24 protein-coding genes are annotated in these 24,523 nt (G+C 66.1%); 11 read left to right on the forward strand and 13 right to left on the reverse strand.

Features of this window, described 5'->3' with window-relative positions; translation table 11 throughout:
• Window positions 1–10 precede the first annotated feature (10 nt).
• The 3 genes from CO669_RS27770 to CO669_RS27780 form a co-directional block, all read right to left on the reverse strand.
• The gene (locus CO669_RS27770; protein ID WP_097663159.1) at window positions 11–1,810 is read right to left on the reverse strand and encodes an ABC transporter ATP-binding protein; all 1,800 of its coding nucleotides are present in this window, start codon (window positions 1,808–1,810) and stop codon (window positions 11–13) included.
• A 528-nt stretch (window positions 1,811–2,338) separates the two neighbouring features.
• The gene (locus tag CO669_RS27775) at window positions 2,339–3,922 is read right to left on the reverse strand and encodes a DHA2 family efflux MFS transporter permease subunit (protein WP_097663128.1); all 1,584 of its coding nucleotides are present in this window, start codon (window positions 3,920–3,922) and stop codon (window positions 2,339–2,341) included.
• A 30-nt stretch (window positions 3,923–3,952) separates the two neighbouring features.
• The gene (locus CO669_RS27780) at window positions 3,953–5,251 is read right to left on the reverse strand and encodes an HlyD family secretion protein (protein WP_097663129.1); all 1,299 of its coding nucleotides are present in this window, start codon (window positions 5,249–5,251) and stop codon (window positions 3,953–3,955) included.
• A 198-nt stretch (window positions 5,252–5,449) separates the two neighbouring features.
• On the opposite strand from CO669_RS27780, the gene CO669_RS27785 reads away from it, so the two are divergent.
• On the forward strand, window positions 5,450–6,085 hold the full coding sequence (locus CO669_RS27785) for a TetR/AcrR family transcriptional regulator (RefSeq protein WP_097663130.1): 636 nt from the start codon (window positions 5,450–5,452) through the stop codon (window positions 6,083–6,085).
• Window positions 6,086–6,129: 44 nt separating this feature from the next.
• Window positions 6,130–6,471 (forward strand): DUF6665 family protein, encoded by a 342-nt coding sequence (locus CO669_RS27790; RefSeq protein WP_097663131.1) that lies wholly within the window; start codon window positions 6,130–6,132, stop codon window positions 6,469–6,471.
• A gap of 17 nt (window positions 6,472–6,488) precedes the next feature.
• Here the strand turns inward: CO669_RS27790 and CO669_RS27795 are convergent, their stop codons facing one another.
• The 3 genes from CO669_RS27795 to CO669_RS27810 form a co-directional block, all read right to left on the reverse strand.
• The gene (locus tag CO669_RS27795) at window positions 6,489–7,070 is read right to left on the reverse strand and encodes a histidine phosphatase family protein (RefSeq protein WP_097663132.1); all 582 of its coding nucleotides are present in this window, start codon (window positions 7,068–7,070) and stop codon (window positions 6,489–6,491) included.
• A gap of 24 nt (window positions 7,071–7,094) precedes the next feature.
• Entirely contained in the window at window positions 7,095–8,303 is a 1,209-nt protein-coding gene (locus tag CO669_RS27800; protein WP_097663133.1) for an extensin family protein, read from the reverse strand.
• Between the two features lie 335 nt (window positions 8,304–8,638).
• On the reverse strand, window positions 8,639–9,520 hold the full coding sequence (locus CO669_RS27810; protein ID WP_097663134.1) for a DUF2147 domain-containing protein: 882 nt from the start codon (window positions 9,518–9,520) through the stop codon (window positions 8,639–8,641).
• 193 nt (window positions 9,521–9,713) lie between these two features.
• On the opposite strand from CO669_RS27810, the gene CO669_RS27815 reads away from it, so the two are divergent.
• Both CO669_RS27815 and CO669_RS27820 read left to right on the forward strand, forming a co-directional pair.
• Window positions 9,714–10,502, forward strand: a complete 789-nt coding sequence (locus CO669_RS27815; protein WP_097663135.1) for a DUF2147 domain-containing protein — start codon at window positions 9,714–9,716, stop codon at window positions 10,500–10,502.
• Window positions 10,503–10,794: 292 nt separating this feature from the next.
• Window positions 10,795–12,279 (forward strand): FecR domain-containing protein, encoded by a 1,485-nt coding sequence (locus CO669_RS27820; protein WP_198964298.1) that lies wholly within the window; start codon window positions 10,795–10,797, stop codon window positions 12,277–12,279.
• 234 nt (window positions 12,280–12,513) lie between these two features.
• Here CO669_RS27820 and CO669_RS27825 read toward each other — a convergent pair whose 3' ends face one another.
• On the reverse strand, window positions 12,514–13,077 hold the full coding sequence (locus CO669_RS27825) for an NUDIX hydrolase (RefSeq protein ID WP_097663137.1): 564 nt from the start codon (window positions 13,075–13,077) through the stop codon (window positions 12,514–12,516).
• 67 nt (window positions 13,078–13,144) lie between these two features.
• Window positions 13,145–14,008 (reverse strand): archaetidylserine decarboxylase, encoded by an 864-nt coding sequence (gene asd, locus CO669_RS27830; protein ID WP_097663138.1) that lies wholly within the window; start codon window positions 14,006–14,008, stop codon window positions 13,145–13,147.
• A 35-nt stretch (window positions 14,009–14,043) separates the two neighbouring features.
• Between asd and CO669_RS27835 the strand changes: the two genes are divergently transcribed.
• Window positions 14,044–15,708 (forward strand): aminotransferase class III-fold pyridoxal phosphate-dependent enzyme, encoded by a 1,665-nt coding sequence (locus tag CO669_RS27835; RefSeq protein ID WP_097663139.1) that lies wholly within the window; start codon window positions 14,044–14,046, stop codon window positions 15,706–15,708.
• A 233-nt stretch (window positions 15,709–15,941) separates the two neighbouring features.
• On the opposite strand, the gene CO669_RS27840 is transcribed toward CO669_RS27835, so the two are convergent.
• From CO669_RS27840 to CO669_RS27850, 3 genes are all read right to left on the reverse strand, one after another.
• Window positions 15,942–16,601, reverse strand: a complete 660-nt coding sequence (locus CO669_RS27840) for a hypothetical protein (RefSeq protein WP_097663140.1) — start codon at window positions 16,599–16,601, stop codon at window positions 15,942–15,944.
• 123 nt (window positions 16,602–16,724) lie between these two features.
• Complete coding sequence (locus CO669_RS27845; RefSeq protein ID WP_097663141.1) at window positions 16,725–17,414, reverse strand: class I SAM-dependent methyltransferase; 690 nt, start codon at window positions 17,412–17,414, stop codon at window positions 16,725–16,727.
• A 33-nt stretch (window positions 17,415–17,447) separates the two neighbouring features.
• Window positions 17,448–18,500: a glycosyltransferase family 4 protein gene (locus tag CO669_RS27850; protein WP_097663142.1), complete on the reverse strand. Its 1,053-nt coding sequence runs from the start codon at window positions 18,498–18,500 to the stop codon at window positions 17,448–17,450.
• Window positions 18,501–18,774: 274 nt separating this feature from the next.
• On the opposite strand from CO669_RS27850, the gene CO669_RS27855 reads away from it, so the two are divergent.
• From CO669_RS27855 to CO669_RS27870, 4 genes are all read left to right on the forward strand, one after another.
• Window positions 18,775–19,491: a L,D-transpeptidase gene (locus CO669_RS27855; protein ID WP_097663143.1), complete on the forward strand. Its 717-nt coding sequence runs from the start codon at window positions 18,775–18,777 to the stop codon at window positions 19,489–19,491.
• 113 nt (window positions 19,492–19,604) lie between these two features.
• On the forward strand, window positions 19,605–20,024 hold the full coding sequence (locus CO669_RS27860; protein ID WP_245444538.1) for a c-type cytochrome: 420 nt from the start codon (window positions 19,605–19,607) through the stop codon (window positions 20,022–20,024).
• A 193-nt stretch (window positions 20,025–20,217) separates the two neighbouring features.
• Entirely contained in the window at window positions 20,218–20,550 is a 333-nt protein-coding gene (locus CO669_RS27865) for a GIY-YIG nuclease family protein (RefSeq protein WP_097663144.1), read from the forward strand.
• A 189-nt stretch (window positions 20,551–20,739) separates the two neighbouring features.
• Window positions 20,740–21,276 carry a GNAT family N-acetyltransferase gene (locus tag CO669_RS27870; RefSeq protein WP_097663145.1) on the forward strand — a complete coding sequence of 179 codons (537 nt, stop codon included), beginning with the start codon at window positions 20,740–20,742 and terminating at the stop codon, window positions 21,274–21,276.
• On the opposite strand, the gene CO669_RS36445 is transcribed toward CO669_RS27870, so the two are convergent.
• Together CO669_RS36445 and CO669_RS27880 are read right to left on the reverse strand one after the other, a co-directional pair.
• Window positions 21,230–21,556 carry a hypothetical protein gene (locus tag CO669_RS36445; RefSeq protein WP_097663161.1) on the reverse strand — a complete coding sequence of 109 codons (327 nt, stop codon included), beginning with the start codon at window positions 21,554–21,556 and terminating at the stop codon, window positions 21,230–21,232. The genes CO669_RS27870 and CO669_RS36445 overlap by 47 nt on opposite strands.
• The gene (locus CO669_RS27880) at window positions 21,549–22,343 is read right to left on the reverse strand and encodes a DUF899 domain-containing protein (protein WP_097663146.1); all 795 of its coding nucleotides are present in this window, start codon (window positions 22,341–22,343) and stop codon (window positions 21,549–21,551) included. The genes CO669_RS36445 and CO669_RS27880 overlap by 8 nt, the downstream gene beginning before the upstream one ends.
• 139 nt (window positions 22,344–22,482) lie before the next feature.
• On the opposite strand from CO669_RS27880, the gene CO669_RS27885 reads away from it, so the two are divergent.
• Together CO669_RS27885 and CO669_RS27890 are read left to right on the forward strand one after the other, a co-directional pair.
• Window positions 22,483–23,703 carry a winged helix-turn-helix domain-containing protein gene (locus tag CO669_RS27885; protein WP_097663147.1) on the forward strand — a complete coding sequence of 407 codons (1,221 nt, stop codon included), beginning with the start codon at window positions 22,483–22,485 and terminating at the stop codon, window positions 23,701–23,703.
• Window positions 23,704–23,732: 29 nt separating this feature from the next.
• Window positions 23,733–24,371, forward strand: a complete 639-nt coding sequence (locus CO669_RS27890; RefSeq protein ID WP_097663148.1) for a Vgb family protein — start codon at window positions 23,733–23,735, stop codon at window positions 24,369–24,371.
• Window positions 24,372–24,523 lie beyond the last annotated feature (152 nt).

A 24,523-nucleotide genomic window follows, 5' to 3' on the forward strand; every position in this document is an offset into this window, starting at 1 on the left:
CCCGTGCCTGTCACTCCGCCGCTGCGATATGCCCGAGCTCCACCACCTGGCGCTCGAACAGGCTGCGATAGATGCCGCCCGGCTTGCCCGCGAGCAGGGCATGCGTGCCCTGCTCGACGATTTCGCCGCGGTCGAACACCAGGATGCGGTCGAGGCTCCTCACCGTCGACAGCCGGTGCGCGATCACGATCGAGGTGCGGCCCTTCATCAACCGCTCCATCGCCTGCTGGATCAGCGCCTCCGATTCCGAATCCAGGCTCGAGGTCGCCTCGTCCAGGATCAGCACCGGCGCATCCGCCAGGAAAGCCCGCGCCAGCGCCACGCGCTGCCGCTCGCCACCCGACAGCTTCACGCCGCGCTCGCCGACGAGGGTGCCGTAGCCCTTCGGCAGGCGCAGGATGAAGTCGTGCGCATTCGCAAGCCGCGCCGCCTGCTCGATCGCCTCCAGGCTGGCGCCGGGCCGGCCATAGGCGATGTTCTCGGCGAGCGAGCGGTGAAACAGGATCGGGTCCTGCTGCACGATCGCGACCTGGCTGCGCAGCGATTGCTGCGTCGCGTGCGCGATGTCCTGCCCGTCGATCAGCACGCGGCCGCCGGTGACGTCGTAGAGCCGTTGCACCAGCTTGACGAAAGTGGTCTTGCCGGAGCCGGAGCGGCCGACCAGGCCGACCCGTTCGCCGGCGCGGATCTTCACCGACAAGCCGTCATACAGCGGCGCGTGATGACCGCCATAATGGAACGTGACGTCGTCGAACTCGATCTCGCCGCCTTCGATCGCAATCGGCCGTGCGTCCTCGGCATCGGCGATCCCGATGGGCTCGGCGTGGATCGCCACCAGCTCGTCCATGTCGTTGACCGAACGCTGCAGGTTGTTGATGTGCATGCCGACGTCACGCAAATAGGCGTGGATGATGTAGTAGCTGGTCAGCACGTAGGTGACGTCGCCGGGCGAGGCGTGGCCGTACATCCACAGCAGCACCGAACCGCCGATGACCGACGCGCGCAGGCATAGCAGCAGCGACAGCTGCGCCATGGCCGTGTAGTTGTAGCGGAGCCAGGTCCGCCGCACGCGCACCCGCCAGCGGCCGACGACGCGCGCAAGTCGCACATCCTCGCGCAGCTCGGCGCCGAAGGATTTCACCACCGCGTTGCAGGTGAGCGCGTCCGCCAGCGTGCCGCCGACCTTGGTGTCCCACGCATTCGAGACTCGCGCGGCCGGCGCGATGTAGCGCGTCGAAAACACGACGGTGATGGTGACGTAGAAGATCGCCCCCACCGCTATCACGAGCCCGAGCGAAGCCCAGTGCAGTCCGATCAGGACCATCGAGCCGATCAACACCAGCAGCGACGGCGCCAACGCCATCAGGATGGTGTCGTTGAGCAGGTCGAGCGCCCACATGCCGCGCGTGATCTTGCGCACGGTGGAGCCCGCGAAGGAGTTGGCGTGCCAGTCGGTGGAGAAACGCTGCACGCGTGCGAAGGTCTCCTGTGCGACGTCCGACATGGTCTTGAGCGTGAACGGCACGATCGCCTGCAGGCCGGTCAGCCGCAGCACCACGGCGGCCGCGCCCAGCGCCACGATGGCGCCGAAGGCCACCAGAGCGGCATGGCGTGCAGCAGGATCGGACGGGCCGCGCGTCAACGCGTCGACCAGCTGCCCCGAGAATACAGGCATGAACAGGTCGGCAACCGTCGCACCCAGCAGGCCGCCGGCCACGACGAGGCCGCGCCCCGGCTGCTTCAGCCAGTGCCGGAACACGAAGGGCAGCACCACGCGGATCGCCGCGGGCTTTTTTGACAGAGCGGTCATGGCATCATCCGGCCGCTTCGCGCGGTCCGGCTCCATCGATGGACGCAAGCCGGCCAGAGGCCCGGGACGGCGTCACATAAAACTGAATTTGACTTGGGAAGCGGAGCGATCGGGACGTGGCGCCCAATCGAAGCTGGCGGAAGAGGCCTCTAGCAGGCCGCGTACATACCGAACCAGACGATCATCGAGCGCGGGCGTACGATCTGCGAATGCGACGAAATCATGCAAATCCCTCCCGGTTCGATTGAATGAGGTGCGCTTTATAGATGTGCCGCTCGCGCTTTGCAACGGGGCCCACGCAAGATCACGGATGAGTGTTGCAATTTGGTCTACGGTGCCGACGCTCACAGCTTTGGTGCGTGGACATCGCCTCGCTCTCCGCTGTCATGCCCCGGCTTGACCGGGGCATCCAGTACGCCGCGACGGATGTGGCGAGAGCGAGCTCTCTAACGCCGGCCTCTGGAATACTGGATCGTCCGGTCGGGCCGGACGATGACACCGAGCGTGGCTCGCGGGATTTGCGTAGCGTCAGTGCGCGTCGCCGCCGGCGGTCGGCGAAACCGGCTTGCTCAGCAGCGTCACCAGCAGGCTGAGACCGAGATAGAACAGCGTCAGCACGAAGAAGGCATCGCCGAAGCTCATCACCACGGCCTGGCGGTGCACCAGCTGGGAGAGCTGCTTCATCGCCATCAGCGTGGAATCGCCGAGCCCCTGGAACTTCTGCATGAACATGGTGAGGGTTTCGGTCGCGGTGGCGTTGCCCCAGGTCACGCGCTCCTGGAGGCGGCTGATGTGCAAATCGGTGCGGTCGTTGAGCACGGTGTTGATGACGGCGAGCCCGACCGCGCCGCCGAGGTTGCGCATCAGGTTGAACAGGCCCGAGGCGTTCTTCACCCGGTCCGGCGCCAGCGTACCGAGCGCGATGTTGTTGGTCGGCACCATCGCGAACATCATGCCGACGCCGCGCAGGATCTGCGGCACCAGCAGCTCGTAGAAATCGTAGTCGCGGGTGATCCAGGTCATCTGATAGGAGCCGATCGCGAACACGACGAGGCCGAATGCGATCATGTAGCGCATGTCGATCTTCACCATGAGACGGCCGACCAGCGGCGCGACCAAGAACATGGTGATGCCGGAGACGAACATGGTCTCGCCGATCATCAGCGCGCTGTAGCCGCGCACTTCGGCGAGATAGCGCGGATAGATGTAGGTCAGGCCGTAGAGGCCGATGCCGATGCAGAACTGCAGCACGCAGCCGATCGCGAAATTGCGGTTGGAGAAGGTACGCAGATTGACGATCGGTTCGGCCGCCGTGAAGACGCGCCAGAAGAAGGCGATCGCCGAGATCGCGCAGATCCAGGCGCAGATCGCGACCGAGGTATCCTGCATCCATTCGTATTGCGGGCCCTCCTCCAGCACGTATTCGAGCGTGCCGAGGAAGCCGGCCATGAACAACAGGCCCCACCAGTCGAAGCGGTCGAGCAATTCGAAATGCGGCTCGTCGAAATCGACCAGCGCCAGCACGCCGACGGTGATGCCGATGCCGGGCACGACGTTGATGAAGAACAGCCAGTTCCAGGACATCAGGTCGGTGATGTAGCCGCCGACCGTCGGACCGATCGTGGGCGCGAGCGTCGCGACAAGCCCGATGATGGGGCCGACGATGTGGAATTTCGTTCGCGGGAAGACGGTATAGGCCGAGGCGAACACCGTCGGGATCATGCCGGCGCCGAGGAATCCCTGCAGCGCGCGCCAGAGGATCATCTCCTCGATGGTGGTCGCGAAGCCGCAGAGCAGGCTCGAGATGGTGAAGCCGGCCGCCGAGATCGCGAACAAGAGCCGCGTGCCGAAGGCGCGCGACAGGAATCCCGACAGCGGGATCGCGATGACTTCGGCGATCAGGTAGGCGGTCTGCACCCAGGAGACTTCACTGGAGCTCGCCGACAGGCCGGCCTGGATTTCGCTCAAGGACGCCGAGACGATCTGGATGTCCAGGATCGACATGAACATCCCGAACACCATGATGATGAAGGCGAACAGCCGCTTCGGCGCGATGCGGTCCGAAGCGGGGGCCGCCATCATGGCAGGTGAAGCAGTCGTGGCATTGGCCATGGTCCGACCTCGCAGCGCTGGGATTGCGGTTTACTGCGGGTGGATCGCGGTGGGATCGTCGAGATCGACCTCGCTGTCGGCGTCGGCCGCGCCCTTGTTGGTGTCGACGGTCGCATAGACCGACATGCCGGCACGCAGCAGGTTCTGCTTCGCCACCGACTTCGGCACGCGGATGCGGACCGGCACGCGCTGCACGATCTTGGTGAAGTTGCCGGTGGCGTTGTCCGGCGGCAGCAGCGTGAACACGGAGCCCGCGCCCGCCGCGATGCTGTCGACCACGCCGGAGAACTTGCGCATGCCGTAGGCATCCACCTTGATCGTCACCGGCTGGCCGGGACGGATGCGCTTGAGCTGGGTTTCCTTGAAGTTGGCGTCGATATAGACGTCATCGAGCGGCACGACATTGCCGAGGCGCTGGCCGACCGCGATGAAGTCGCCGGTGTTGACGAGACGGTTCGAGAACGTGCCGTCGACCGGCGCGCGCACCGCCGTGAAGGCGAGATCGCGCTCGGCCTTGGCGAGCGTGGTCTTGAGTTCGGCGAGCTGGGCCTGCGCTTCGGCCTGCTGAGCCTTGGCGACGTCCACATTGCTGACGGCAACGTCGTAGGCAGCCTGCGCGGCCTTGACCGCGGCGGCGCCCTGGTCGCGACCGGCTTCCGAACTCTCGAAGGTGGCGCGCGAGGCAAACCCCTTGTTGCTCAGGGCCTGCTGGCGCTCGTAATCGAGATCGGCGCGCTTGAGGCCCGCCTGGGCCGAGACAAGCTGCGCCTTGGCCTGCGCCACCTGGCTGTCGAGCGCCGCGATCTGGCGGCCGATGCGATCGATGGTGGCCTGCTGGGTCGCGATCTTCGTTGCGGCGGCATCGACGGCGATCTTGTAATCACCGTCGTCGATGCGCAGCACGATGTCGCCGGCTTTCACCGGCGTGTTGTCGCCGGCAAGGACCGCGGCGATGTGTCCGGACACACGCGCGCCCAGCATGGTGTTGTTGGCGCGGACATAGGCGTCGTCGGTCGCGATGTAGAAACGTCCGACCAGCGTGTAGTAGCCGGCGTAGCTCGCGGCCGCGAGCGCCAGCACCAGACCAACGCCCATCAGGACGAATTTGCGCTTGCCGGCCTTGGGCGCGCTGGCGGCGGGTGCGGCCGGCTTGTCGGTCGCGGGCCTTTCCGGCGCCTCGGCGGTGCGGCGCTTGGCCTCCTCGGCCACATGGGCGCGCAATTGCTCGGCAAGGGGTGCAGAGCCCTCGATCGCAGCGTCACCGCCCGCGTGGGCCTCCACCGCTTCCTGGCGAAGGACGCGCGCAGCCTGGTCTCTCGATACGGCCATAAAGGCCTCCCCAAAAAAAGCGCGATCAAAGAGACGGCAGGCTTCTAGCCCGCTCTCCGCTCGCTGATCCAAATACCATTGACCGAACGGTTCGGTCAATATACATAATATTCCCGGCCGGACCCTACTGACGAGAATCCTTTATTCGGGTTTCATGGCCGCAGACCCGACTCAAAAACCTTCCGAGACCCTGAACCAATGGTTGTAGCTGCCGGCGAACATCTGCACGTCCTCCAAGAGGAGGACAGCTCCAAGCGCCGCCAGATTCTCGACGGCGCCCGTAAGGTGTTCATGGATCTCGGTTTCGACGGCGCCAGCATGGGCGAGATCGCGCGCGCGGCGCAGGTCTCCAAGGGCACGCTCTACGTCTACTTCGCCGACAAATGCGCGCTGTTCGAAGCCATCCTCGAGCAGGAGGCGCTCCAGCACGGCCAGGTCGTGTTCACTTTCGATCCGGCGCGCGATGTCGAGACCACGCTGAAGGAGTTCGGCCGGGCCTACATCCAGTTGCTCTGCCGGCCCGGCGGCGGATCGGCGATCCGCACCGTGATGGCGATCGCCGAGCGCATGCCCGATGTCGGCCGCCGCTATTATGCGCGGGTGCTGGACAAGTCGATCAACCGCCTCTCCAACTATCTCAAAGCCCATGTCGCTTGCGGCAATCTCAAGATCGACGATTGCGATCTTGCCGCCTCCCAGTTCATGGAGCTGTGCAAGGCATCACTCTTCCTGCCCTTTGTCTTCCAGGCTGCGCCCGCACCGTCGGAACAGCGCATGACCGAGGTGGTCGGCAGCGCGACGCGGATGTTCCTGGCGGCGTATCGGACGAAGTAGCAGCGCGTTGCGCAGACGGGACAGGCGGCACTATATTTGCGGCCATGTCCCGTGATCTTCGCCCGCCTGTCGACATCCTCCATTATGAGATCGTCCAGGAACAAGCCTCGGCGCTTGGGCGGATGGGCCGCACGCTCGAACAGGCGCTGACGCGTTTGCGCGAGTTCGACGCCGCTCACGCGCGACCGGAAGTTCCGGTCTCGATGCAGCCGGCGCGGCGCAAGCTGGTGATGGAAGCCGGCCAGGCGCTCTGGATGTTCGTGGTGCAGCGTGAGGCGACCGGCTTGCGGGACAGCCGCCACATCATGCGCACCTACAACGTCCCCAGCGAGGTGCAGCGCTGCATGGGGCTGGCTCCCGCGCCGTCGAAACCGACATCGAAATAGCCCCACGCGCCGCGGCGCTATGCTCCGATCTCTTCCATCCTGCGCCAGCCATGCAGGATACGGCGCCCCTCCCGTGCGAACGCAAAGCAATTGCCGCCGCCCGCCGGCTGATCGTGGGCGCGATCGATGGGATGGCCGCCATACGAACAGAACAGCAGCGTGCCGACCGCGCCGTGGCCGACGAACAGGACGTCGCCGGGACGATCGCGCGCCAGCACGGCCTCGGCCTCGCGCACGATGCGCGCCTGTGCATCCACGGCGCGCTCCCAGCCGCGAACGCTGAGATCGGGCGCGGCGAAGAACCGATCGGCGACGACCTCGAACTCGGCCGGCTTCAGGAAGCCGGTCGCCGAGCGGTCGTTCTCGTGCATGGCCTCACGGATCTCGATCATGACACCGAGACGGGCGGCGATGATCTCGGCGGTCTCAATCGCCTTGCGCTCGCCGCTCGCGATGATCTGCGTGGTGCTTGCGAGCCAGCCCGCATTCGCCGCCGCTTCAGTGCGCGCCCGCCCGACCGGACTGAGACCCCATTGCGGCACCGGCACGTCAGGGTCGATTTGCACCTGCGGGTGGGTGAGATAGCGGACGATGGACATGTTGGTTGACGCGTCGTAGCACGCCTAGTCGTCGGCGTAGTCGTCGTCTTCACGCTTGTGCGCCGGGCTCTTGCGCGCGCCAAGCGAACCGGTCACCGAGGGTTCGCGCGCACTCGCATAGGGACGGCGCGACTGCGCACGCGAGGCGACCTCTTCGCCGGAGACCGCGGCGGGCTGGCAGATCAGGCGGCGGCTGGCGCGGCGCATCAGATCGACGTGGATGTGATCGTAGTGATAGACGTTCGATCCCGGCGCCAGCACCGTGGTGAAGTGCGCGCAGGCGCCCGACTGCACGTCGCGCAGGAATCCCTGCTCCTCCGGCATGCCGCGCCAGCCGTCCTTCACGGTGACGCGGCGGCCGTCGGCGAGCACGAAGGCGGCAATGTCGAGCGCGTTGCCGAAAGCGTGCTCGGAGATGTGAGAGTGCGGATTGCCGTTCATGCCGCGGCAGGAATAGGCGGAGATCTGCTTGATCTCGGCGACGCGGACACCGAACCAACGCATCGCCGAAGGCTGCACGGTGTCGGCGAGCCAGCGGTCGAGCTCGGAGACGATCGGACAGGCGAGCGTCGCGGTCGGCTTGATCGCGACCGGGCCGACGGTCGTGACGGGATTGCCCTGCGCGGGGCCGAGGCGCGGCAGCGGTTGCTGCTGCGCAGGCGCCTGCGAGTAAGGCGCGGGCCGGGCCGGATAGCTCGGCGTGTTCATGTAGCGCGCCGCGCCGGCGGCGTCGGTGCCATCGGGCGGCAGGTCGATCTCGTCCTCCTGCGATGCCACGCCGGGCGCGTTCAGCGGCATCGGCCCGGACGATGCGCCATAGCCAGCCGGCTGGCGTACCGCGGTTTCCGGATAGTTCGAGCGCTGCGGATAGGACGAAGCCGGATAATTCGAGCTCTGCGGATTAGTCGAGCGCGGCTGCGACACCGGCCAGCGCGGCTGGCCGCCGATGCTGCCCGGCGGGCGCAGCTCCTCGTCGGCAAAGCCGTAGCTGTTCGAGGCTTCGCCGAGGGCGGCGACCTTGAGCGGAAACTCGGCGCCGCACATGCCGGGCCCAGAGATCGGATCGATCCGGACGAGATCCGGCCCCTCTTTCACCGCGCCCGATTTCAGGCAAGCGGCCTCGGCCTCGGCCCGCCATGGTTCACGTTCGGCCTGGAAGAAGCCGCGACCGCAACCCGCTAGCGAAACAAGGACGATGGAGCCGACGAGATACAAACGAACTCCGCGCGTCATGCACGCACGTTCGGTGAATTTACTTAAAGACTCTTCAACACGTTGGTTTCACTGTTCTTTAACCATGCCGGCCGGCGCGAACCAAAGCGCTGCCCGAGCTGAGCGACAGCAAGGCTGACTTTTTCGCGGCGAGACTTTCTGTTAACCATAAGGGCTCGCGCGCAAACTGACGCGCGTGGAGGGAGCCACCTCATGACGTTCGCCGGGAGACTGAGCGTAGTCACCGCGTACCTCGCCATGGCCTTCGTCGGCGCCATCGTGCTCGGCATGATCTAGACGGAAACAGTCGGCAAAACTGCAGTCCGCTTACTCTCCCCTGGAGGATGAGCGAAACGCTACGACCGCTCGCTCCACTGCCGCGACGTCGTGAGCAGTTGCACGCGCGGCGCCTCGACCCGCGTCCAGTCGTTGCCGGAGCACCAGAAACGGCCGATTGCGCAGGCTTCGACGTAAAGCCTGCCGGAGCTCTTCAGCGTCATCGTCCCGTAATAAGTGCGTCCGCTGGAGCGGCTGTAGATGCTGCCGGTCCAGACGTCGTGCGCCTTCGGCTTCATGTTGACGAGCACGCTCTCGCCGCGATTTGAAGCCTCGGTCAGCGCGTAACCGCACAGCGCAGGACCACAGCGCTCGATGCGCACCGTGCCCTTGGCGCCGACGCTCTCCCATTCGCCGAGCGGCGTATAGCCCCCCTCGTCGTCGTTGCGCTGCGTGGTCGTCACGGTCTGCTTGATCTCCGGGCTCGGAGCGGGCGGCGGCGCCATGCGCGGCGGATCGAGCGTCGCGGTTTTCGGCGGATCGACGCGCGGCAGGTCAACCCGCGGCGGATTGGGAATCAGCGCCTCAGGTCTTGAAGTCTCTGGTTTTGGGGCCGGCGGCAGCACAACGTGCTGCGACGTCGTCGCGGCAAGGATGGGCGCTGGAGGCGCAGGGGGTGCCGCGACGACGGCCGTCGGCGGCGGACGAATCGAAATGGCCGGAGTGACTGGCGCCTGGACAATTGGGGCCGGCGGCGGCGCCGGTCTCGTTGTGGTCTCTTCCACCGGCCGAAGGCTGCGATTGGACGAGATCGACACACAGGATGTGGACCGGCACGTCTTGGGCGCCTCGACATGGAAGCGGTTGCCGCCGATTGAGAACGAGTAGGAGCCGGCCTCGGCGGCGGGCGCGACCACCGTCAAAGCGATCAATGTGCCAAGCGAAGTCAAAAGCCGGGTCATCGGCGCCTCCTGTCGTGTCGCGACAAGGTTATGCGGGATCACTCACGGCTGGATGTGCGCTGGCTCACCCAGTTGCTTGAAGCCGTTGTGACCCCCATCACAGAACGCCCGGCCCGCCCGGCGTAGGGTCGAACCACGCTTCATCCACCGGCGACTTCAGTCCATCGGGACCACGCCATTTTCGGAGGTTGTCATGAACAAGCTCACTATCGCCGCGACCGCGCTCTTCCTGGCGTCGACCGCCGCCGCGCATGCCGGCGGAAATACGATCTCGTTCCAGATCGAGGGCCAGCACATCCGCATCGAGACGCCACGCAACTGCGCCTCGCTCAATTGCGTCACCATCGTCGCGCCGGGCCTGTCGGACAAGCCGATCAAGCTGAACAACATCAACCTCAAGGGCCTCGGCGGCTCCAAGGACGACGACATCGACACCACGCCGGCTCCGGCCACCACCGCGCAGCCCGCCCCGGCGGCGGTGCAGCAGCAGCCCGCGCAGCAGGCCCCGGTCCAGGCAACCGCACCGGCCGCGCCTGCGCCGCCCGCTCCGGCAGCAACCGTGGCCGCCGCCCCGTCAGCCAGCTACGACAATGCGACACCGCCCGCGCCCGTTGCGGCTCCTGCTCCCGCTCCTGCGCCGGTCGCGGTTGCTCCCGCGCCTGCTCCGGCCCCGGTGGCCGCCGCGCCGGTGGCCACCCCGAACTCGCCGATCGGCGTCTGGGCGACCGAAGAGAACAAGGGCAATGTCCGCGTCGAGCAGTGTGGCGCCAATCTGTGCGGTTACGCTGAGAAGACCAACGAGCGCATCCTGATCAACATGAAGCCCGAGGGCTCGAAGTGGAGCGGCCGCATCCACGATCCCGACTCCGGCCGCAACTACGACTCGACCATCGCGATGAAGGGCCCCAATGCGATGCGCGTGCAGGGCTGCGCCTTCGGTGGCATGTTCTGCGGCGGTCAGACCTGGAAGCGCGTGAGCTGACATCACCACCGTCATCCCGGGCGATGCGAAGCATCGACCCGGGATCTCGCGCGACAGCCTCGCTCTATCCCCTCACCCTGCGCAGCAGGCGTCTCGAAGGGCGAGGCCGAGATCACGGGCCTGCATGGTTCGAGCCGCGCGCAAGGGCGCGCTCCTCACCATGAGGGGATAGCGTTACCGCTCGAACGTTCACTCACCGCAAGCCACACACGTTCATCCGCCATTCAGGTCGCCCCGGCTGAAATCCACCGATCTCGCCTCGCGTTCTCACCGGGACCTCTTCGTGACATCAATGTTGGCTTGGCGCCGCTTCGTGTTCGCGCTCGTGCTGCCGGCATTGCCGCTGGCAGGCAGCAGCGCGGCTTGTGCATCGGATGCGATCGAACTCGCACAGGCGCAGCCCCAGGCCGAACCCGCGCCCGCGGCCTCCCCGACGCCCACGGCCTCGCCGGCACCCGCGGCAGATGCACAATCCGCCGCCGTCGAGCCGATCGGCAACGTCGCGACCGTCACGGGAATCGCGACCGTGATCCGCGACAAGAACTCCTATCCGCTGCGCGTGCGCGACGACATCTACCTCAACGATGTCGTGCAGACCTCGTCGAACTCGACGCTCGGCATCACCTTCAACGACGCCACCACGTTCAACCTTTCCGCCTCTTCGAAGATCACCATCGACAATTACGTCTACGAGGACGGCGGTAAGCAGAACTCGGGGATTTTCGACATTGGCAAGGGCACGGTCGCTTTCGTCGCGGCGGCGGTGGCCAAGACCGGCGACATGAAGATCACGACGCCGACGGCGACGCTCGGCATCCGCGGCACCACCGGTGTCGTCGACGTGCCCGAAGGTGCAACCGCCGGCGGCGCCAACAACGTCAACATCAAGCTCTATCCGGACGCAGACGGCCGCGTCGGTCACATCGACGTCGACGACCGCACCAGCGGCACGCGGCTCGGCGCACTGACGCAGGGCGCGAGCGGCTTTGCGATCCGGCCCGGCGCCGCGATTGCCGGCACGATGCGCTTCGCCGCGGTGCCGATCACGATTGCCCCGCAGCAGATCGCGCGCGACCGCGGCTTCGTCAGCCAGGTTCATCTGGCCCAGACCACCGGCCGCCAGATCGTCACCGAGCAGCGCGACTTCCGCCGCGCCAATCCGACCGCGCTCAGCCGCATTCCGCGCCCCAGCCAGCCGCCGCAGCAACAGCAATTGCGGCCGGCGACCGTGCCCGCCCAGCAACCGCAGCGCCCGAACGGCCAGCCCGGCCAGAACAACCGTCCGGGTCAGCAGCAGCCGGGCACGCCGGGCCGGCAAGGCGCCCAGCCGCCGCAGCGACAGGGCCAGCAAGGTGGCGCGGCGCAGCCGGGCACACCGCGTGCGGGCCAAGGACTGCAACAAGGACCGCGACAAGGGCAACAGCGAGGCCAGCAACAGGGTCAGCCGCAACCCGGCCAGCAGCAAGGCGCGGGACGTCCGGGTGCGCCGCGGGCCGGCCAGGGCACACAGCCAAACCGCGTGCAACAAACTCAGCCGCAGCGCGATGGACGGATTCCGCCCGGAGGAATCGTGCCGGCGCAACCGGGCGGGACACAGCCAGCAGCCCCGCAGCCACAACAGCCGCGCACCGGCCTGCAGCCCGGCCAGCCACCCGCGACTCAACCGCCGAGCATCCAACACCAAGGCGGATTCCAGCAACGGCTCCCCGCCACGCAACGCCCGGTAGCCCCGCGCCGACCCGCGCCCGCTCCGAAGGAGAAAAGAGATCGGCGGTGACGCTCTCTCTCCCCGTCGCTCTCTCTCCCCGTCATTGCGAAGAGCCCTTGCGACGAAGCAATCCAGAGTCCCTCCGCGGAGGGATTCTGGATTGCTTCGCGGAGCCCGTCATCGGGCCGCGCTACGCGCGGACCCGGTGGCTCGCAATGACGACGTGGAGGAAGCTGACGCTCCCAAAGACACATCGGTTCGAGGATGGTCTAAGACCCGCAAGCAGCACGGCGTGAGGGAACCTCACGCCTCGCCGCGCAGCCAGGCCTTCACCTTCTGCAACAGGCCGTGCCGCAACTCGTCGATGGAGGCGGCTTCGGCCGGCGTCAGCGTCTGCAAGGCTGCGTCGATGTCATCGGTCGCTTGTACCGGCTCGGGTGCCGGCGATGCCACCAGCCCCGCTGCAGCAAGCGCGATCGGGCCAATCTGTGTCAGGAACGCGCGCTCATATTCGCGCGAGAGACGCCCGATCGCATCGTCCAGCGCGAGCCAGTCAACCGCCTTGATGTCGTTCATCAGCTTGCGGACCGGCCCGCCATCAGCCTCCATCCGCCAGAAATGCACGACCTTGGAGCGACCGCCGGATTGGTAGACCAGCGTGCCGAGAAATTCGTGCACGGCGACGTCGTGGCCGGTCTCCTCCAGCACCTCGCGGTGCGCGGCTTCCTTCGGCGTCTCGCCGTCGTCGAGCTTGCCCTTGGGCAAGACCCATTCGTTGCGCTTGCGCTGACGCACGACCGCGATCAGCGGGACAGCGCCTCGCCGCAGCACAATACCACCCGCCGCCATGACCGGCGCCCGCGCCATCACCAAATCCGTCGTCGTTAAATCGTCCCCGCGAACGATATAGGCGACGGGGACGGCGGATTGAAGGCTACTTTCTCCTCAGCAGCGCCTGGCCGGCACGAATCCGCGTGCCCTCGGCGATGCCGTCGAAGAAGTTGAAATCGCCGGGCGCGAGGATGATGATGGTCGAACCGTGCTCGAACCAGCCGAGCTCCTCGCCCTTGGCCACCTTGACGTCGCAAGGGAAATTGACCGGCCCGCGCGTCTGCGCGTTCAGCACCATGTCGAGGAAGTGCAGGCGGATGCTGGCGACCAGGATCGCGGCGACCGGCACCAGCGTCACGGCCTCGCCGGTCGAAAGATGCGTTCGGATCACCGCGCGCTCGTTCTTGCAGAACAGGCGCTCGACCCGCTTCAGCGCGATCGGATTGACGTTCCAGACATCGCCATGGATCAGCGTGACACGTTCGATATGCGCGTCATAGGGCGCATGGAAGCGGTGATACATGCTCGAGGTCAGCCGCAGCGTGACGAAGGAGCCGTTGCGGTGTTGGTCAACCAGCGCGGAATCGCCGACGAGGTCGAGCAGCGAATAGGGCGCGCCCTTGACCTGGAACAGCTCGGTGTCGGCGATCTTCCCGTGGGCGCCGACGATGCCGTCCGACGGACTGGCGACAATGGAGGTATCCGGATCAAACGGCCGCAGGCCGGGCTTCAGCTCCCGCGTGAAACAATCGTGCAGGCTCTTGAAATTGGTCTTCCTCGCCTCCGACAGATCGAGATCGGAGAACAGCTTCCACAGCGCGATCGAAGAGTCCCTCACCAGCGGATTCTCGATCTTGGAGAACCATCCCATGAAGCGGGTCAGCGCGGCGCGGGGGATGCGGTTGGTCAACAGGAAGTTGAGGTCTTCCTGCTGGGTGAAAGAGGCGATGAGGGCTTTGACTGTCATGAATCTGTCAGCTCACAGTATTAGCGCTTGTTGTCATGGAAACGACACTCCCGATTCTCTCGATGTCCGTGGCCGCCGCAGCGTCCGCTGCCGCCGTCCTCCCGAAGATCAAGGCGCGGGTCGAACTGTCCCGTGCCAAGCACCGCTCGCTCGCCGGACACTCCAAGATGTCGCGCCGGGTGGCGAAGCTGCTGCCGTTCTACGAGTTCGGAGAGAGCGATTACTTCTCCTGCGACGGCGCGCCGGCGAACATCGCCGCCCAGCGTAAGGACGCCTTCTTCCGCCTCGCCAAGCTCTACGCCGAGCGCTACCCGAAGGGCCGCGCGATGACGAAGGAAGCGGCGGAGACGATTTCCGATTTGAACTTCACCGAGAGCTACCGCGTGCCGTTCCAGTTCTCGCGTCTCGTTCGCGAGCATCTGGGCACCTCGACCTTCATGGAGTCGTCCAGCGGTGTCACCGTCACCGATGTCGACGGCAACACCTCGTACGACCTCACCGGGTCCTACGGCGTCAACATCTTCGGCAACGACTTCTACAAGGAGTGCATCGAGGGCGCCGAGAAGCGGGCGCATGCGCTCGGACCCGTGCTCGGCCCCTATCACCCCGTCATCCTCGACAACGTGCAGCGGCTCCGCCAGATCTCCGGCCTCGACGAGGTGTCGTTCCACATGTCCGGCACCGAGGCCGTGATGCAGGCCGTGCGCCTCGCGCGCTACCACACCCGGCGCACCCATCTCGTCCGATTCGCCGGCGCCTATCACGGCTGGTGGGGCGACGTGCAGCCCGGCGTCGGCAATCCCATTGCCGCGCACGAGACCTACACCCTCGCCGAGATGTCGGAGAAGACGCTGCATGTGCTGAAGACGCGCAAGGACATTGCCTGCGTGCTGGTCAATCCGCTGCAGGGCCTGCATCCGAACGCGAACGCTCCCGGCGATTCCTCGCTGGTCGACAGCTCGCGCGGCGGCAATTTCGATCGCGCAGCTTACACCGAATGGCTGAAGAAGCTTCGTGAAGTCTGCGCCGAGCGCGGCATCGTCTTGATCTTCGACGAGGTCTTCGTCGGCTTCCGCCTCGCGGCCGGTGGCGCCCAGGATTACTTTGGCGTCAAGGCCGACATGGTGACCTACGGCAAGAGCCTCGCCGGCGGCCTGCCGGTCGGCGTGGTCTGCGGCAAAAGCGAGCTGATGCGCCGCTTCCGCGACGACCGTCCCGCCGACATCTGCTTCGCCCGCGGCACCTTCAACTCGCACCCCTACGTCATGACGGCGATGGACGAGTTCCTGAGCCGCCTCGCCAGCCCCAACTTCCGCGCCGTCTACGAGGGGCTGGAAGAGACCTGGAACGGCCGTGTACAAACGCTCAACCGGATGATGGAAGGCGCCGACCTGCCGGTTCGCTTCGCCAACTTCTCGTCGATCTGGACGGTGAAATACACCACCCCGTCCCGCTACAACTGGATGCTGCAATACTACCTGCGCGCCGAGGGCCTGGCGCTGAGCTGGGTCGGCACCGGCCGGCTGATCTTCAGCCTCAACTACACCGACGCCGATTTCACCGAAGTTGCCGAGCGCTTCGTCCGCGCCGCGCAGAAGATGAAGGCCGACGGCTTCTGGTGGCACGACGGCGCGCTCACCAACAAGAACATCAGGCGGCAGATCCTGAAAGAGATGCTGGCCAAGCGCTTTGGACGCTGAGGTCGGTCCCCCGCTAACCACCACCGTCATTCCGGGGCGGCTCGAAGCGCCGAACCCGGAAGCTCGAGATTCCGGGTCTGGTCCTTCGGACCATCCCGCAATGACGGCGTTTACGGCGGCCCCCTGCCCCCGCGCGAGCAACGGCGAAAAAGCCCCCAAGACGTGGATGCCCGGGACAAGCCCGGGCATGACGTAACCGTTCGACATCGGAGTGTGACGTGTACGCAGCGCGCTCAGGCGTGCTGCTCTTCGAGCGTGGGCTCGCCGATGAGGCCCAGCGTGTGCTCGGGGTTGAGGTGCAGGCCGGGATCCATCAGCTCGCCGCGCATCAGCGCCAGCGGCGCGCTGCGATAGAGCATCAGATCGTGGAACGGATCGGTCAGGATCTTGGTCATCCAGACGAGGCCGGTCTCGACGTCGCGGATGAAGAACAGGTGCACGGTGCGGAACAGAAGGCCGCCGCCGCCGACCACGAGCCAGATCTTGGCGACCTGTCGCATGAAGTCGGTCGCGCCCGCCCAGGGCGTGAACAGGCCGAACAGCGTGGGATCGGCGAGCAGCACCAGCGGCGAGGCTGCCCAGATCGCCATCAGCACCACCTTGCGCTGAAGGTTGTAGCCGACCTTGATCTCTTCCTTGTACTCGTGCGTGGCCTGGTTGATGTGGTCGTAATCGTGCGGCTCGAAGAAGAAGTGACCGGCCTGGCGCGAGGTCATCGAGACCAGCCAGCCGACCAGCGCGGAGACCACGGGATCGACGAACAGCCAGACATAGGCGAAGAGGAAGCTCAGCGCGCTGACGAAGTGCAGGCTCTGATTGATGCGGCTGTGGTGATAGTAGCGATGGTCGTCCCAGCGCTGGATCCGCAGCTGCTCGAGATAATTCTTGATCATGCTCTTCCCCAGGATGCTTTCGGATACGGAGTTAACGGGATTCGATGTACGCCGTGTGACAACATCATCTTGTCATGTGACGACATGCAGCGGCGCGATGACGCACGACGCTCGCGCTTCAGGTCACGCCGCTTTCGCGACGTCGACCTTGCGGAAGCGCACCAGGGAGAAATGACCCAGCGGCGGAATCAGGCGGCGCTCGGCGAGCTCCATGCCATGAGCACCGGCCAGCCACTTCGCATAACGCGACCAGGCGAACTCGGCGGTGCGGAAACCGAGCGGACGCACCACCGGCTGCAGCTTCTGCTCGATGAAGCGGCGCATGCCGGCATCCGCGCTGACGCGCGTAAGGATGATCAGCTCGCCGCCGGGACGCAACACGCGGGCGAATTCGTCGAGCGCCTTCTCCGGGTTCGGCACCGCGGTCACGACATACTGCGCCATCACGACGTCGAAGGAATTGTCGGGGAATTCGAGCTTCTCGGCATCCATCACCGCGAGACCCTCGACGTTCTTCAGCTTGCCCTCGGCAACGCGCTGGCGCGCCTTGTCCAGCATCGCTTCCGAAATGTCGGTGCCGAAGATGCGCAGATTCGGGGCGTAGAGCGGCAGCGAGATGCCGGTGCCGACACCGACCTCGAGCACGCGGCCGCCGATCTTGTTGGTGGCGGCGATCGCCGCCTGCCGCCCCTTGGCGAACACGCCGCCGAACACGAGATCGTAGACCGGCGCCCAGCGATCGTAGGCCTGCTCGACCGTGCCGCGGGTAAGGTCGAGCTGCTGGGTGCCGTCAAGGTTCATGATCTTGGCCATCGGTGAGGTTCTCGCTGTGGTTCTAATGAAAGATCAACCGCGCACCGGGCGCCGCGCCATGCGAGGCGAGGCGCGCAGGACGCGGCTGGGCTGAAGGGAGGTGAGGTTGCCGACGAACTGGCGCGCGCTGTTCTCCCAGGAACGCTCCAGCGCAAAGTTGCGGCAGGTCTCGCGCGACATGGTGAGCGCGCGCAGGCACGCGCGGCGCAAATCGTGATCGATGGCGCCGATCGGATGATCGGCGATGACGTCCTTCGGACCCGTCACCGGGAAGGCCGCGACCGGCGTGCCGCAGGCCAGCGCCTCGAGCTGCACCACGCCGAACGTATCGGTCAGGCTCGGAAACACGAACACGTTGGCGGCGGCGAGATGCGCGGTGAGATCGGCGCCCTTCTTCTCGCCGAGGAACACCACGTGCGGATATTTCTTTTCGAGCGCGGCCTTCTGCGGGCCGTCGCCGACGACGACCTTGGTGCCGGGCAGATCGAGCGAGAGGAACGCCTCGAGATTCTTCTCCACCGCCACGCGCCCCATGGTCATGAAGATCGGGCGCGGCAGATCGAGCTTGGCGGGGCTATCCGGATGGAACAGCTCGGTGTTGACGCCGCGTGTCCAGAAGCCGAGCCGCTTGAAGCCGCGCTCGGACAGCTCCTGCCGCAGGGAGGGCGTCGCCACCATGGTCATGGCGGCAGCATCGTGGAAGTGGCGCAGCACGGCATAGCCGACCGACGCCGGGATGCCGGTCCGCACCGAAACATATTCGGGGAAGCGCGTGGTGTAGGAGGTGGTGAAGGCGAGCCGGTTGCGACGGCAATAGGCCCGCGCCGCCCAGCCGATCGGCCCTTCGGTTGCGATATGCAGGGCTTCCGGCGCGCAGCTCTCGATCCGCCGCGCAATCTCCTTCGCCGAAGGCAGCGCAAAGCGCAGGCCCGGATAGGTCGGCAGCGGCCAGGACGGAAAGCCGTCCGGCGTGAGGAAGTCGATCTCGACATCGAGCGCCTTGGCCGCGTTCGCCAGCGAAGTCAGGGTGCGGACCACGCCGTTGACCTGCGGATGCCAGGCGTCAGTTGCGATTAATACCCGCATGGGAAAATCCCGAGAGTTTGATGATTCTCGGTTTCCGACCATCAACGAAGGATATTTCAGGCGTGTGACGTCATAGAAGTGTCGGCCCGTTGTTTTGGTCGTTAACGGGCGCCGGCGGCCACGAAACTGTCATGAAACAATCCTTGCCACCGTGAAACCGTTTTCGGTTTTCCGCGCAAATCTCCCGAAACGTTTTTCCGTTAGTGATCCAGGCAACGGAGCACCGCAACGGTGCCGCGGTGGCCGAAACCACCGAGCAAACAGGGGCGATCACATGTTCAATCTGGACACGTTCAAGAGGTTTTCGCGCGCCGTTGCCTTTGGCGCCGTCGCGGTCTCCGCGATCGCTTTCGCAGGTAGCGCCAAGGCCGCGCCCGTGCAGCTGTTCCCCTTCTTCCAGCCGCTGCCGCCGTTCGCCGCGCCGCAGCCGATCCAGCCCTATCAGCCCTACCAGGCGCCGGCCTACCAGACCGAGCCGTCCGAGGATCAGGACGCCGTCGAGATGCCGGCCCGCTTCCGCCGCCAGACCGTCTCCTACGCGACGCGTGAGGCGCCGGGCACCATCATCATCGATACGCCCAACACTTACCTCTATTACGTGCTCGGCAACGGTCAGGCGCTCCGCTACGGCATCGGCGTCGGCCGCGACGGCTTCACCTGGTCCGGCGTGCAGTCGGTGACCCGCAAGGCCGAGTGGCCGGCCTGGACGCCGCCGCCGGAAATGATCGCCCGCCAGCCCTATCTGCCGCGCCACATGGCCGGCGGCCCCGGCAATCCGCTCGGCGCCCGCGCCATGTATCTCGGCGGCACCATCTACCGCATCCACGGCACCAACGCGCCCGAGACCATCGGCAAGCGCGTCTCGTCCGGGTGCATCCGCATGACGAACGACGACGTCACCGACCTCTATTCCCGCGTCAACGTCGGCACCAAGGTCGTGGTGCTGCCGATGACGGAGCGCCGCGCGGAGCTCGGAACCGCGACGCGCTGAACCGACAGGACATTGTGACGCAAACGGCCCCGGAACCCACCGGGGTCGTTTTCGTTTGCCCACGACGTGTCGACGCGCGCTTGCTGCGGCGCGGTCCCTTGATGGAGGCGCCAATGCAATCAGATTTGCAACCCTCGCCGTGTCGGTGGCTGTCCGCGATCGCAGGCGCCGGAGCCCTGGCGCTGCTCGTGTCCGCGCCCTCATCGCGCGCGCAGCAGCCGGCGGGCGATGAGGCCGCCCAGCAGGCTTTCAACAATTCCTGCCGAACCTGTCATTCCACGAAGGAAGGCGACAACCGCCTCGGCCCCAACCTCAACAGGATTCTAGGCCGCAAGGCCGGCTCGCTGCCGGACTACAACTACTCCTCGTCCATGAAGGAAGCCGGCTTCGTCTGGGACCAGGACAAGCTCACCCGCTTCATGCTCAAGCCCGACGAGGTGGTGTCGGGCAACAAGATGCAGCCTTATGGCGGCGTCTCGGCGGAGGAAGCCGCGAAGGTGGTTGCGTATTTGCAAGCCGCGGGCGGGCGATAACCGCGCGTTCAGGCTTGCGTCGGAAATCGTGGCGCATCCTTCGAGACGCCCGCCGATGGCGGGCTCCTCAGGATGAGGGCGGAGTGCGCGGCCGCCAGTGTTCACGCAACTCTTGCGCAAGACCGCATATGCCAGTTAGCCTCATCCTGAGGAGCGCGCTCTTGCGCGCGTCTCGAAGGACGAGGCGTTCACGATGACTGATGGCGCTTGGCTCGACATCCTCAGATGCGTCGACGGCAGTTACTACATCGGCACGACGCGCACCGAGCTCGACATCAGAATCGCCCAGCACAACACCGGCACGTTCGAGAGCTATACACAGTCGCGCCGCCCCGTGACGTTGATCTTCTCGCAATGGTTCGATCGCATCACCGACGCGATCGAATGCGAACGCAAACTCAAGAAATGGAGCCGCGCCAAGAAGGAAGCCTTCATGCGCGGAGATTTCACTGAATTGCATGAGTTGGCAAAGCGCGGATCGCATCATCCTTCGAGACGCCCCCCCTATGGCGGCCCCTCAGGATGAGGTCTGAGTGTGGGGCTCCGGACGGTCCGATGGAAGATCTCTTGCTTCACGAATGACTGCCGCGACGGACGAAATGCCAGTTGAGCCTCATCCTGAGGAGCCGCGCCAGCGGCGTCTCGAAGGACGAGGCGGGCACGTTGAGGACAAAGAGTTCGCGGCATTCTAATTATCCAACGGACATCACCCGCTATGACGCCCGCCCTAAGCGCTACCGCTGATACGATCCGCCTGCTCGCACCCGCCGATGCCGCGCTCTACCGCACGATCCGGCTGGAAGCGCTCGCGACCCATCCCGAGGCTTTTGGCAGCACGCTCGAACGCGAGCGGGACAAGCCCCTTGCCTGGTTCGAAGAGCGTCTGGCGACGTCGGACGTGTTCGGTGCGTTCATCGCAGGCGAACTGGTGGGGACCGCCGGCTTCCGCCGGGAGGATGGTGCGAAGACCGCGCACAAGGCGGTGCTGTGGGGGATGTATGTGCGGCCACAGGCGCGGAAGTGCGGCACCGGGCGACTCCTCGTCGACGCCGTCGCAGCGCATGCGGCAAGCCGCGTCGAGCAGCTTCATCTTGTCGTCGTCAGCCAAAACCTGCCCGCGTTGCGGCTCTACACGGCGGCCGGTTTCGTCGAATATGGTCGCGGGGTGAAGGCGCTGAAGCAGCACGGCCGATACCATGATGAGATCATGATGGCCTTGTTCTTCGAAGACGACGCGCGGCGGTCTCGGTGATCCCGGCGCCGTTCCCGCCTCGCCGCTCCGAGATCAACCTCAACCACGCGGCCGAATGAAACGCGCTCATCAGCAGATACATCGGCACCATGCCGCCGAGCAGAGACCCCTGCCCGGCGCCGCACAGCATGTCCGCCGGACCGTTGCCGAGCATGGCCGTCGACAGCGCCATGACCGCGAAGGTCGGCGTGGCCGCCAAGGCCAGCCATCTGGCGACATGGCGCGCCACCGTCGCGCCATCGCGGCTGGCGCCAGCCGTTGCGCTCAGGTGACTAGTCACGACCTTCCGCGGCCTCCCGGCGAAACGCCTTCTCGCCGGCATCGGAGATTTCGACCCATTTACGGTCGGGCGCATCGCCATCTTCGTAGCTGTCGTGCCAGTTCCACCATTTGTAGGTCGGCGTCTGCGGATAACCCTTCGGCGAGTCCTCCCAGACCTCCTGGCGGCCGAGCGGGGTGATGTCGAGATAGTTCCAGGTGCCGCCCATCTGCTCGTCGCCGCGGCTCTTGACGAAATAGGTGCGGAAAATCCGCGTTCCATCGCGGTAGAACACGTTGGTGCCGTGCCATTCGTCGACGCCGAAATCGGCATCGAAGCTGTCGGTGACGGTGACCCACGGCATGGTCCAGCCCATCCGCTGCTTCAGCCTGATGATGTCGGCCTGCGGCGCGCGCGAGGCGAACACCAGCGTGGTGTCGCGGGCATTCAGGTGCGCGACATGGGCGACCTGGTCGGCCACCATGGAGCAACCGCGGCAGGCATGATCGGGCCAGCCGAACACGCCGGGCTCGAAGAAGGCGCGATAGACGATCAGCTGCCGCCGGTCCTGGAACAGGTCGACGAGACCGAGCTTGCCGCCGGGCCCCTCGAACGCATAGGTTTTGGTCACTTCCATCCACGGCATGCGCCGGCGCTCGGCGGCCAGGGCGTCGCGGGCACGGGTATGCGCCTTTTCCTTCACGAGCAGCTGCTGACGGGCCGCCTCCCAGTCCTGCGGCGACACCACCGGCGGTGTTTGCATGGCAGCCTGTCCGTTATTCCGTTCGCTTTGGGCTAGTGTCATCATGACTCTCCAAATCTTCAACCTGGGGAATCGGCCTGGCGTTTCGCGGAACCGAATCCCCCTCACCGCACATCGTCGGTGGACAATGATTTCTGGCACCGGGCGGTTGCGCGGTGGGAGTAACAAGTGTGGCGGGATTTGAATGGAATCGCTGATCACGGCCGCCGCACGTGCGTTAGAGGCGGGAGATCCGCTCGGCGCGCTGAACCGCGTTGCGCTGCGCAACGACGCGCCGTCGCTGGCGCTGCGCGGCATCGCCATGGCGCAGCTCGGCGATCTGGCCAAGGCCAAATCGCTGCTGCGCAGCGCCGCGCGCGCGTTCGGTCCGCGCGAGGCGGTGGCGCGCGCCAGATGCATGGTGGCCGAAGCCGAGATCGCGCTGGTCTCGCGCGATCTGGGCCGGCCGGACAAGACGCTCGCCGCGGCGCGCGCGACCCTGGCGAAGCACGGCGATCTCGCCAACGCGGCACATGCAAGCCACATCGCGGCGCGGCGCCTGCTCCTCCTTGGACATATCGACGAGGCCGAGCGTACGCTCGCCGAGCTCAGCTCCGTCCCGCTGCCGCCCTCCTCTGTCGTCGTCCGCGAGCTCGTGCTGGTCGGCATCGCCATACGGCGGCTCCGAACGAAGGACGCGCGCGCGGCGCTGGCGCGGGCGGCCCACGCGGCGCGGCAGGCCGATATCCCCGCGCTGACGGCCGAGGTCGATGCCGCAAGCCGCGTGTTGGACGCGCCGGCGGCACGGCTGATCGTGCGCGGCGACGAGCGGCCCCTGCGGCTGGAGGGAATCGAGGATCTCGCGACATCCGAGGCGCTCGTCATCGACACCTTCCATCATTCGGTTCGCAGGCGCGGCACCGTGGTGTCGCTCGGCACCCGGCCGGTGCTGTTCGCGCTCGTCCGCATCCTGGCGCAGGCGTGGCCCGCGGACGTCTCGCGGCAGACGCTGATCGCGGGGGCGTTTCACGCCAGGCATTTCGACGAATCGCATCGCGCGCGGCTGCGGGTCGAGATCGGACGGCTCCGCACCAAACTCAAACCGCTTGCCGACGTGAGCGCGACGAAGCACGGCTTTGCGCTCGCGCCGCGCAAGACGCGCGACGTCCTCGTGCTGGCGCGGCCAGTCGAGGAGAAGCACGCCGCTGTTCTCGCCTTCCTCTCCGACGGCGAGCCCTGGTCGAGCTCGGCGCTCGCGCTGGCGCTGGCAACGAGTGCGCGCACGGTGCAGCGGGCACTCGACGAGCTGGCGCGGTCGAACAAGGTGCAATCGTTCGGACACGGGCGGGCGCGGCGCTGGATGACGCCGCCCGTCCCGGGTTTCCCGACAGGCTTGTTACTCCCCACCCCGCTGCTGAAGACGTAAATTGGGACCACATCAGAGGGAGCGAGCACATGAAACGTTCAGCCGCCGAGATCGTCAGGGAGTATGGGCCATATCCGGGCGTGGAGGCCGTGCATGGCGTCACCTATGACGGCAGCCATGTCTGGTTCGCTTCCGGCGACAAGTTGAACGCGGTCGATCCTGATAGCGGCAAGGTCGCGCGCTCCATCGATGTCGCCGCGCATGCCGGCACGGCGTTCGACGGCCGGCACCTGTTCCAGATCGCCGAGGATCGCATCCAGAAGATCGATGCAGCCTCGGGCAAGGTGCTGGGCACGATTCCGGCGCCGGGCGGCGGCGGCGATTCCGGCCTGGCCTGGGCCGAGGGCTCGCTGTGGGTCGGGCAATATCGCGAGCGCAAGATCCATCAGGTCGATCCGGAAACCGGGAAGGTGCTCCGCACCATCGAGAGCAAGCGCTTCGTCACGGGGGTGACCTGGGTCGACGGCGAGCTCTGGCACGGCACCTGGGAGAACGACGAGAGCGACATCAGGCGGATCGACCCGGAGACCGGCAAGGTGCTCGAGCAGCTCGACCTGCCGGCCGGGACGGGCGTCTCCGGCCTGGAGTCCGATGGCGGCGACCGCTTCTTCTGCGGCGGCGGCGCTAACGGCAATGTGAGAGCGATCCGCCGCCCGAGGCGCCGCTAGCATCGCCGTTAACGGTACGAACACGTGGTAACGGCGCGTTCGCAGCCGTTAACCCGTTCGCCGCAATTCCACCCCACCGGTGCGCTCTAGGTTCTGTACTCAAACCCCCTTGTCGCCGCTGAGCCGGAGTGATTCAAGGCTTCCAAATGGAG

This window comes from Bradyrhizobium sp. Y36 (assembly GCF_002531575.1).
GTDB lineage: Bacteria > Pseudomonadota > Alphaproteobacteria > Rhizobiales > Xanthobacteraceae > Bradyrhizobium.

What these genes read in the sequence shown, in the direction of transcription:
- CO669_RS27885 (WP_097663147.1), top strand. Translation starts at nt 22,483, where the DNA reads ATGGAATCGCTGATCACGGCCGCCGCACGTGCGTTAGAGGCGGGAGAT.
- CO669_RS27855 (WP_097663143.1), top strand. Translation starts at nt 18,775, where the DNA reads ATGTTCAATCTGGACACGTTCAAGAGGTTTTCGCGCGCCGTTGCCTTT.
- CO669_RS27775 (WP_097663128.1), bottom strand. Translation starts at nt 3,922, where the DNA reads ATGGCCAATGCCACGACTGCTTCACCTGCCATGATGGCGGCCCCCGCT.
- CO669_RS27790 (WP_097663131.1), top strand. Translation starts at nt 6,130, where the DNA reads ATGTCCCGTGATCTTCGCCCGCCTGTCGACATCCTCCATTATGAGATC.
- CO669_RS27880 (WP_097663146.1), bottom strand. Translation starts at nt 22,343, where the DNA reads ATGATGACACTAGCCCAAAGCGAACGGAATAACGGACAGGCTGCCATG.
- CO669_RS27845 (WP_097663141.1), bottom strand. Translation starts at nt 17,414, where the DNA reads ATGGCCAAGATCATGAACCTTGACGGCACCCAGCAGCTCGACCTTACC.
- CO669_RS27780 (WP_097663129.1), bottom strand. Translation starts at nt 5,251, where the DNA reads ATGGCCGTATCGAGAGACCAGGCTGCGCGCGTCCTTCGCCAGGAAGCG.
- CO669_RS27890 (WP_097663148.1), top strand. Translation starts at nt 23,733, where the DNA reads ATGAAACGTTCAGCCGCCGAGATCGTCAGGGAGTATGGGCCATATCCG.
- CO669_RS27850 (WP_097663142.1), bottom strand. Translation starts at nt 18,500, where the DNA reads ATGCGGGTATTAATCGCAACTGACGCCTGGCATCCGCAGGTCAACGGC.
- CO669_RS27815 (WP_097663135.1), top strand. Translation starts at nt 9,714, where the DNA reads ATGAACAAGCTCACTATCGCCGCGACCGCGCTCTTCCTGGCGTCGACC.
- asd (WP_097663138.1), bottom strand. Translation starts at nt 14,008, where the DNA reads ATGACAGTCAAAGCCCTCATCGCCTCTTTCACCCAGCAGGAAGACCTC.
- CO669_RS27795 (WP_097663132.1), bottom strand. Translation starts at nt 7,070, where the DNA reads ATGTCCATCGTCCGCTATCTCACCCACCCGCAGGTGCAAATCGACCCT.
- CO669_RS27785 (WP_097663130.1), top strand. Translation starts at nt 5,450, where the DNA reads ATGGTTGTAGCTGCCGGCGAACATCTGCACGTCCTCCAAGAGGAGGAC.
- CO669_RS27810 (WP_097663134.1), bottom strand. Translation starts at nt 9,520, where the DNA reads ATGACCCGGCTTTTGACTTCGCTTGGCACATTGATCGCTTTGACGGTG.
- CO669_RS27770 (WP_097663159.1), bottom strand. Translation starts at nt 1,810, where the DNA reads ATGACCGCTCTGTCAAAAAAGCCCGCGGCGATCCGCGTGGTGCTGCCC.
- CO669_RS27820 (WP_198964298.1), top strand. Translation starts at nt 10,795, where the DNA reads ATGTTGGCTTGGCGCCGCTTCGTGTTCGCGCTCGTGCTGCCGGCATTG.
- CO669_RS27800 (WP_097663133.1), bottom strand. Translation starts at nt 8,303, where the DNA reads ATGACGCGCGGAGTTCGTTTGTATCTCGTCGGCTCCATCGTCCTTGTT.
- CO669_RS27860 (WP_245444538.1), top strand. Translation starts at nt 19,605, where the DNA reads ATGCAATCAGATTTGCAACCCTCGCCGTGTCGGTGGCTGTCCGCGATC.
- CO669_RS27840 (WP_097663140.1), bottom strand. Translation starts at nt 16,601, where the DNA reads ATGATCAAGAATTATCTCGAGCAGCTGCGGATCCAGCGCTGGGACGAC.
- CO669_RS27865 (WP_097663144.1), top strand. Translation starts at nt 20,218, where the DNA reads ATGACTGATGGCGCTTGGCTCGACATCCTCAGATGCGTCGACGGCAGT.
- CO669_RS27835 (WP_097663139.1), top strand. Translation starts at nt 14,044, where the DNA reads ATGGAAACGACACTCCCGATTCTCTCGATGTCCGTGGCCGCCGCAGCG.
- CO669_RS27870 (WP_097663145.1), top strand. Translation starts at nt 20,740, where the DNA reads ATGACGCCCGCCCTAAGCGCTACCGCTGATACGATCCGCCTGCTCGCA.
- CO669_RS27825 (WP_097663137.1), bottom strand. Translation starts at nt 13,077, where the DNA reads ATGGCGCGGGCGCCGGTCATGGCGGCGGGTGGTATTGTGCTGCGGCGA.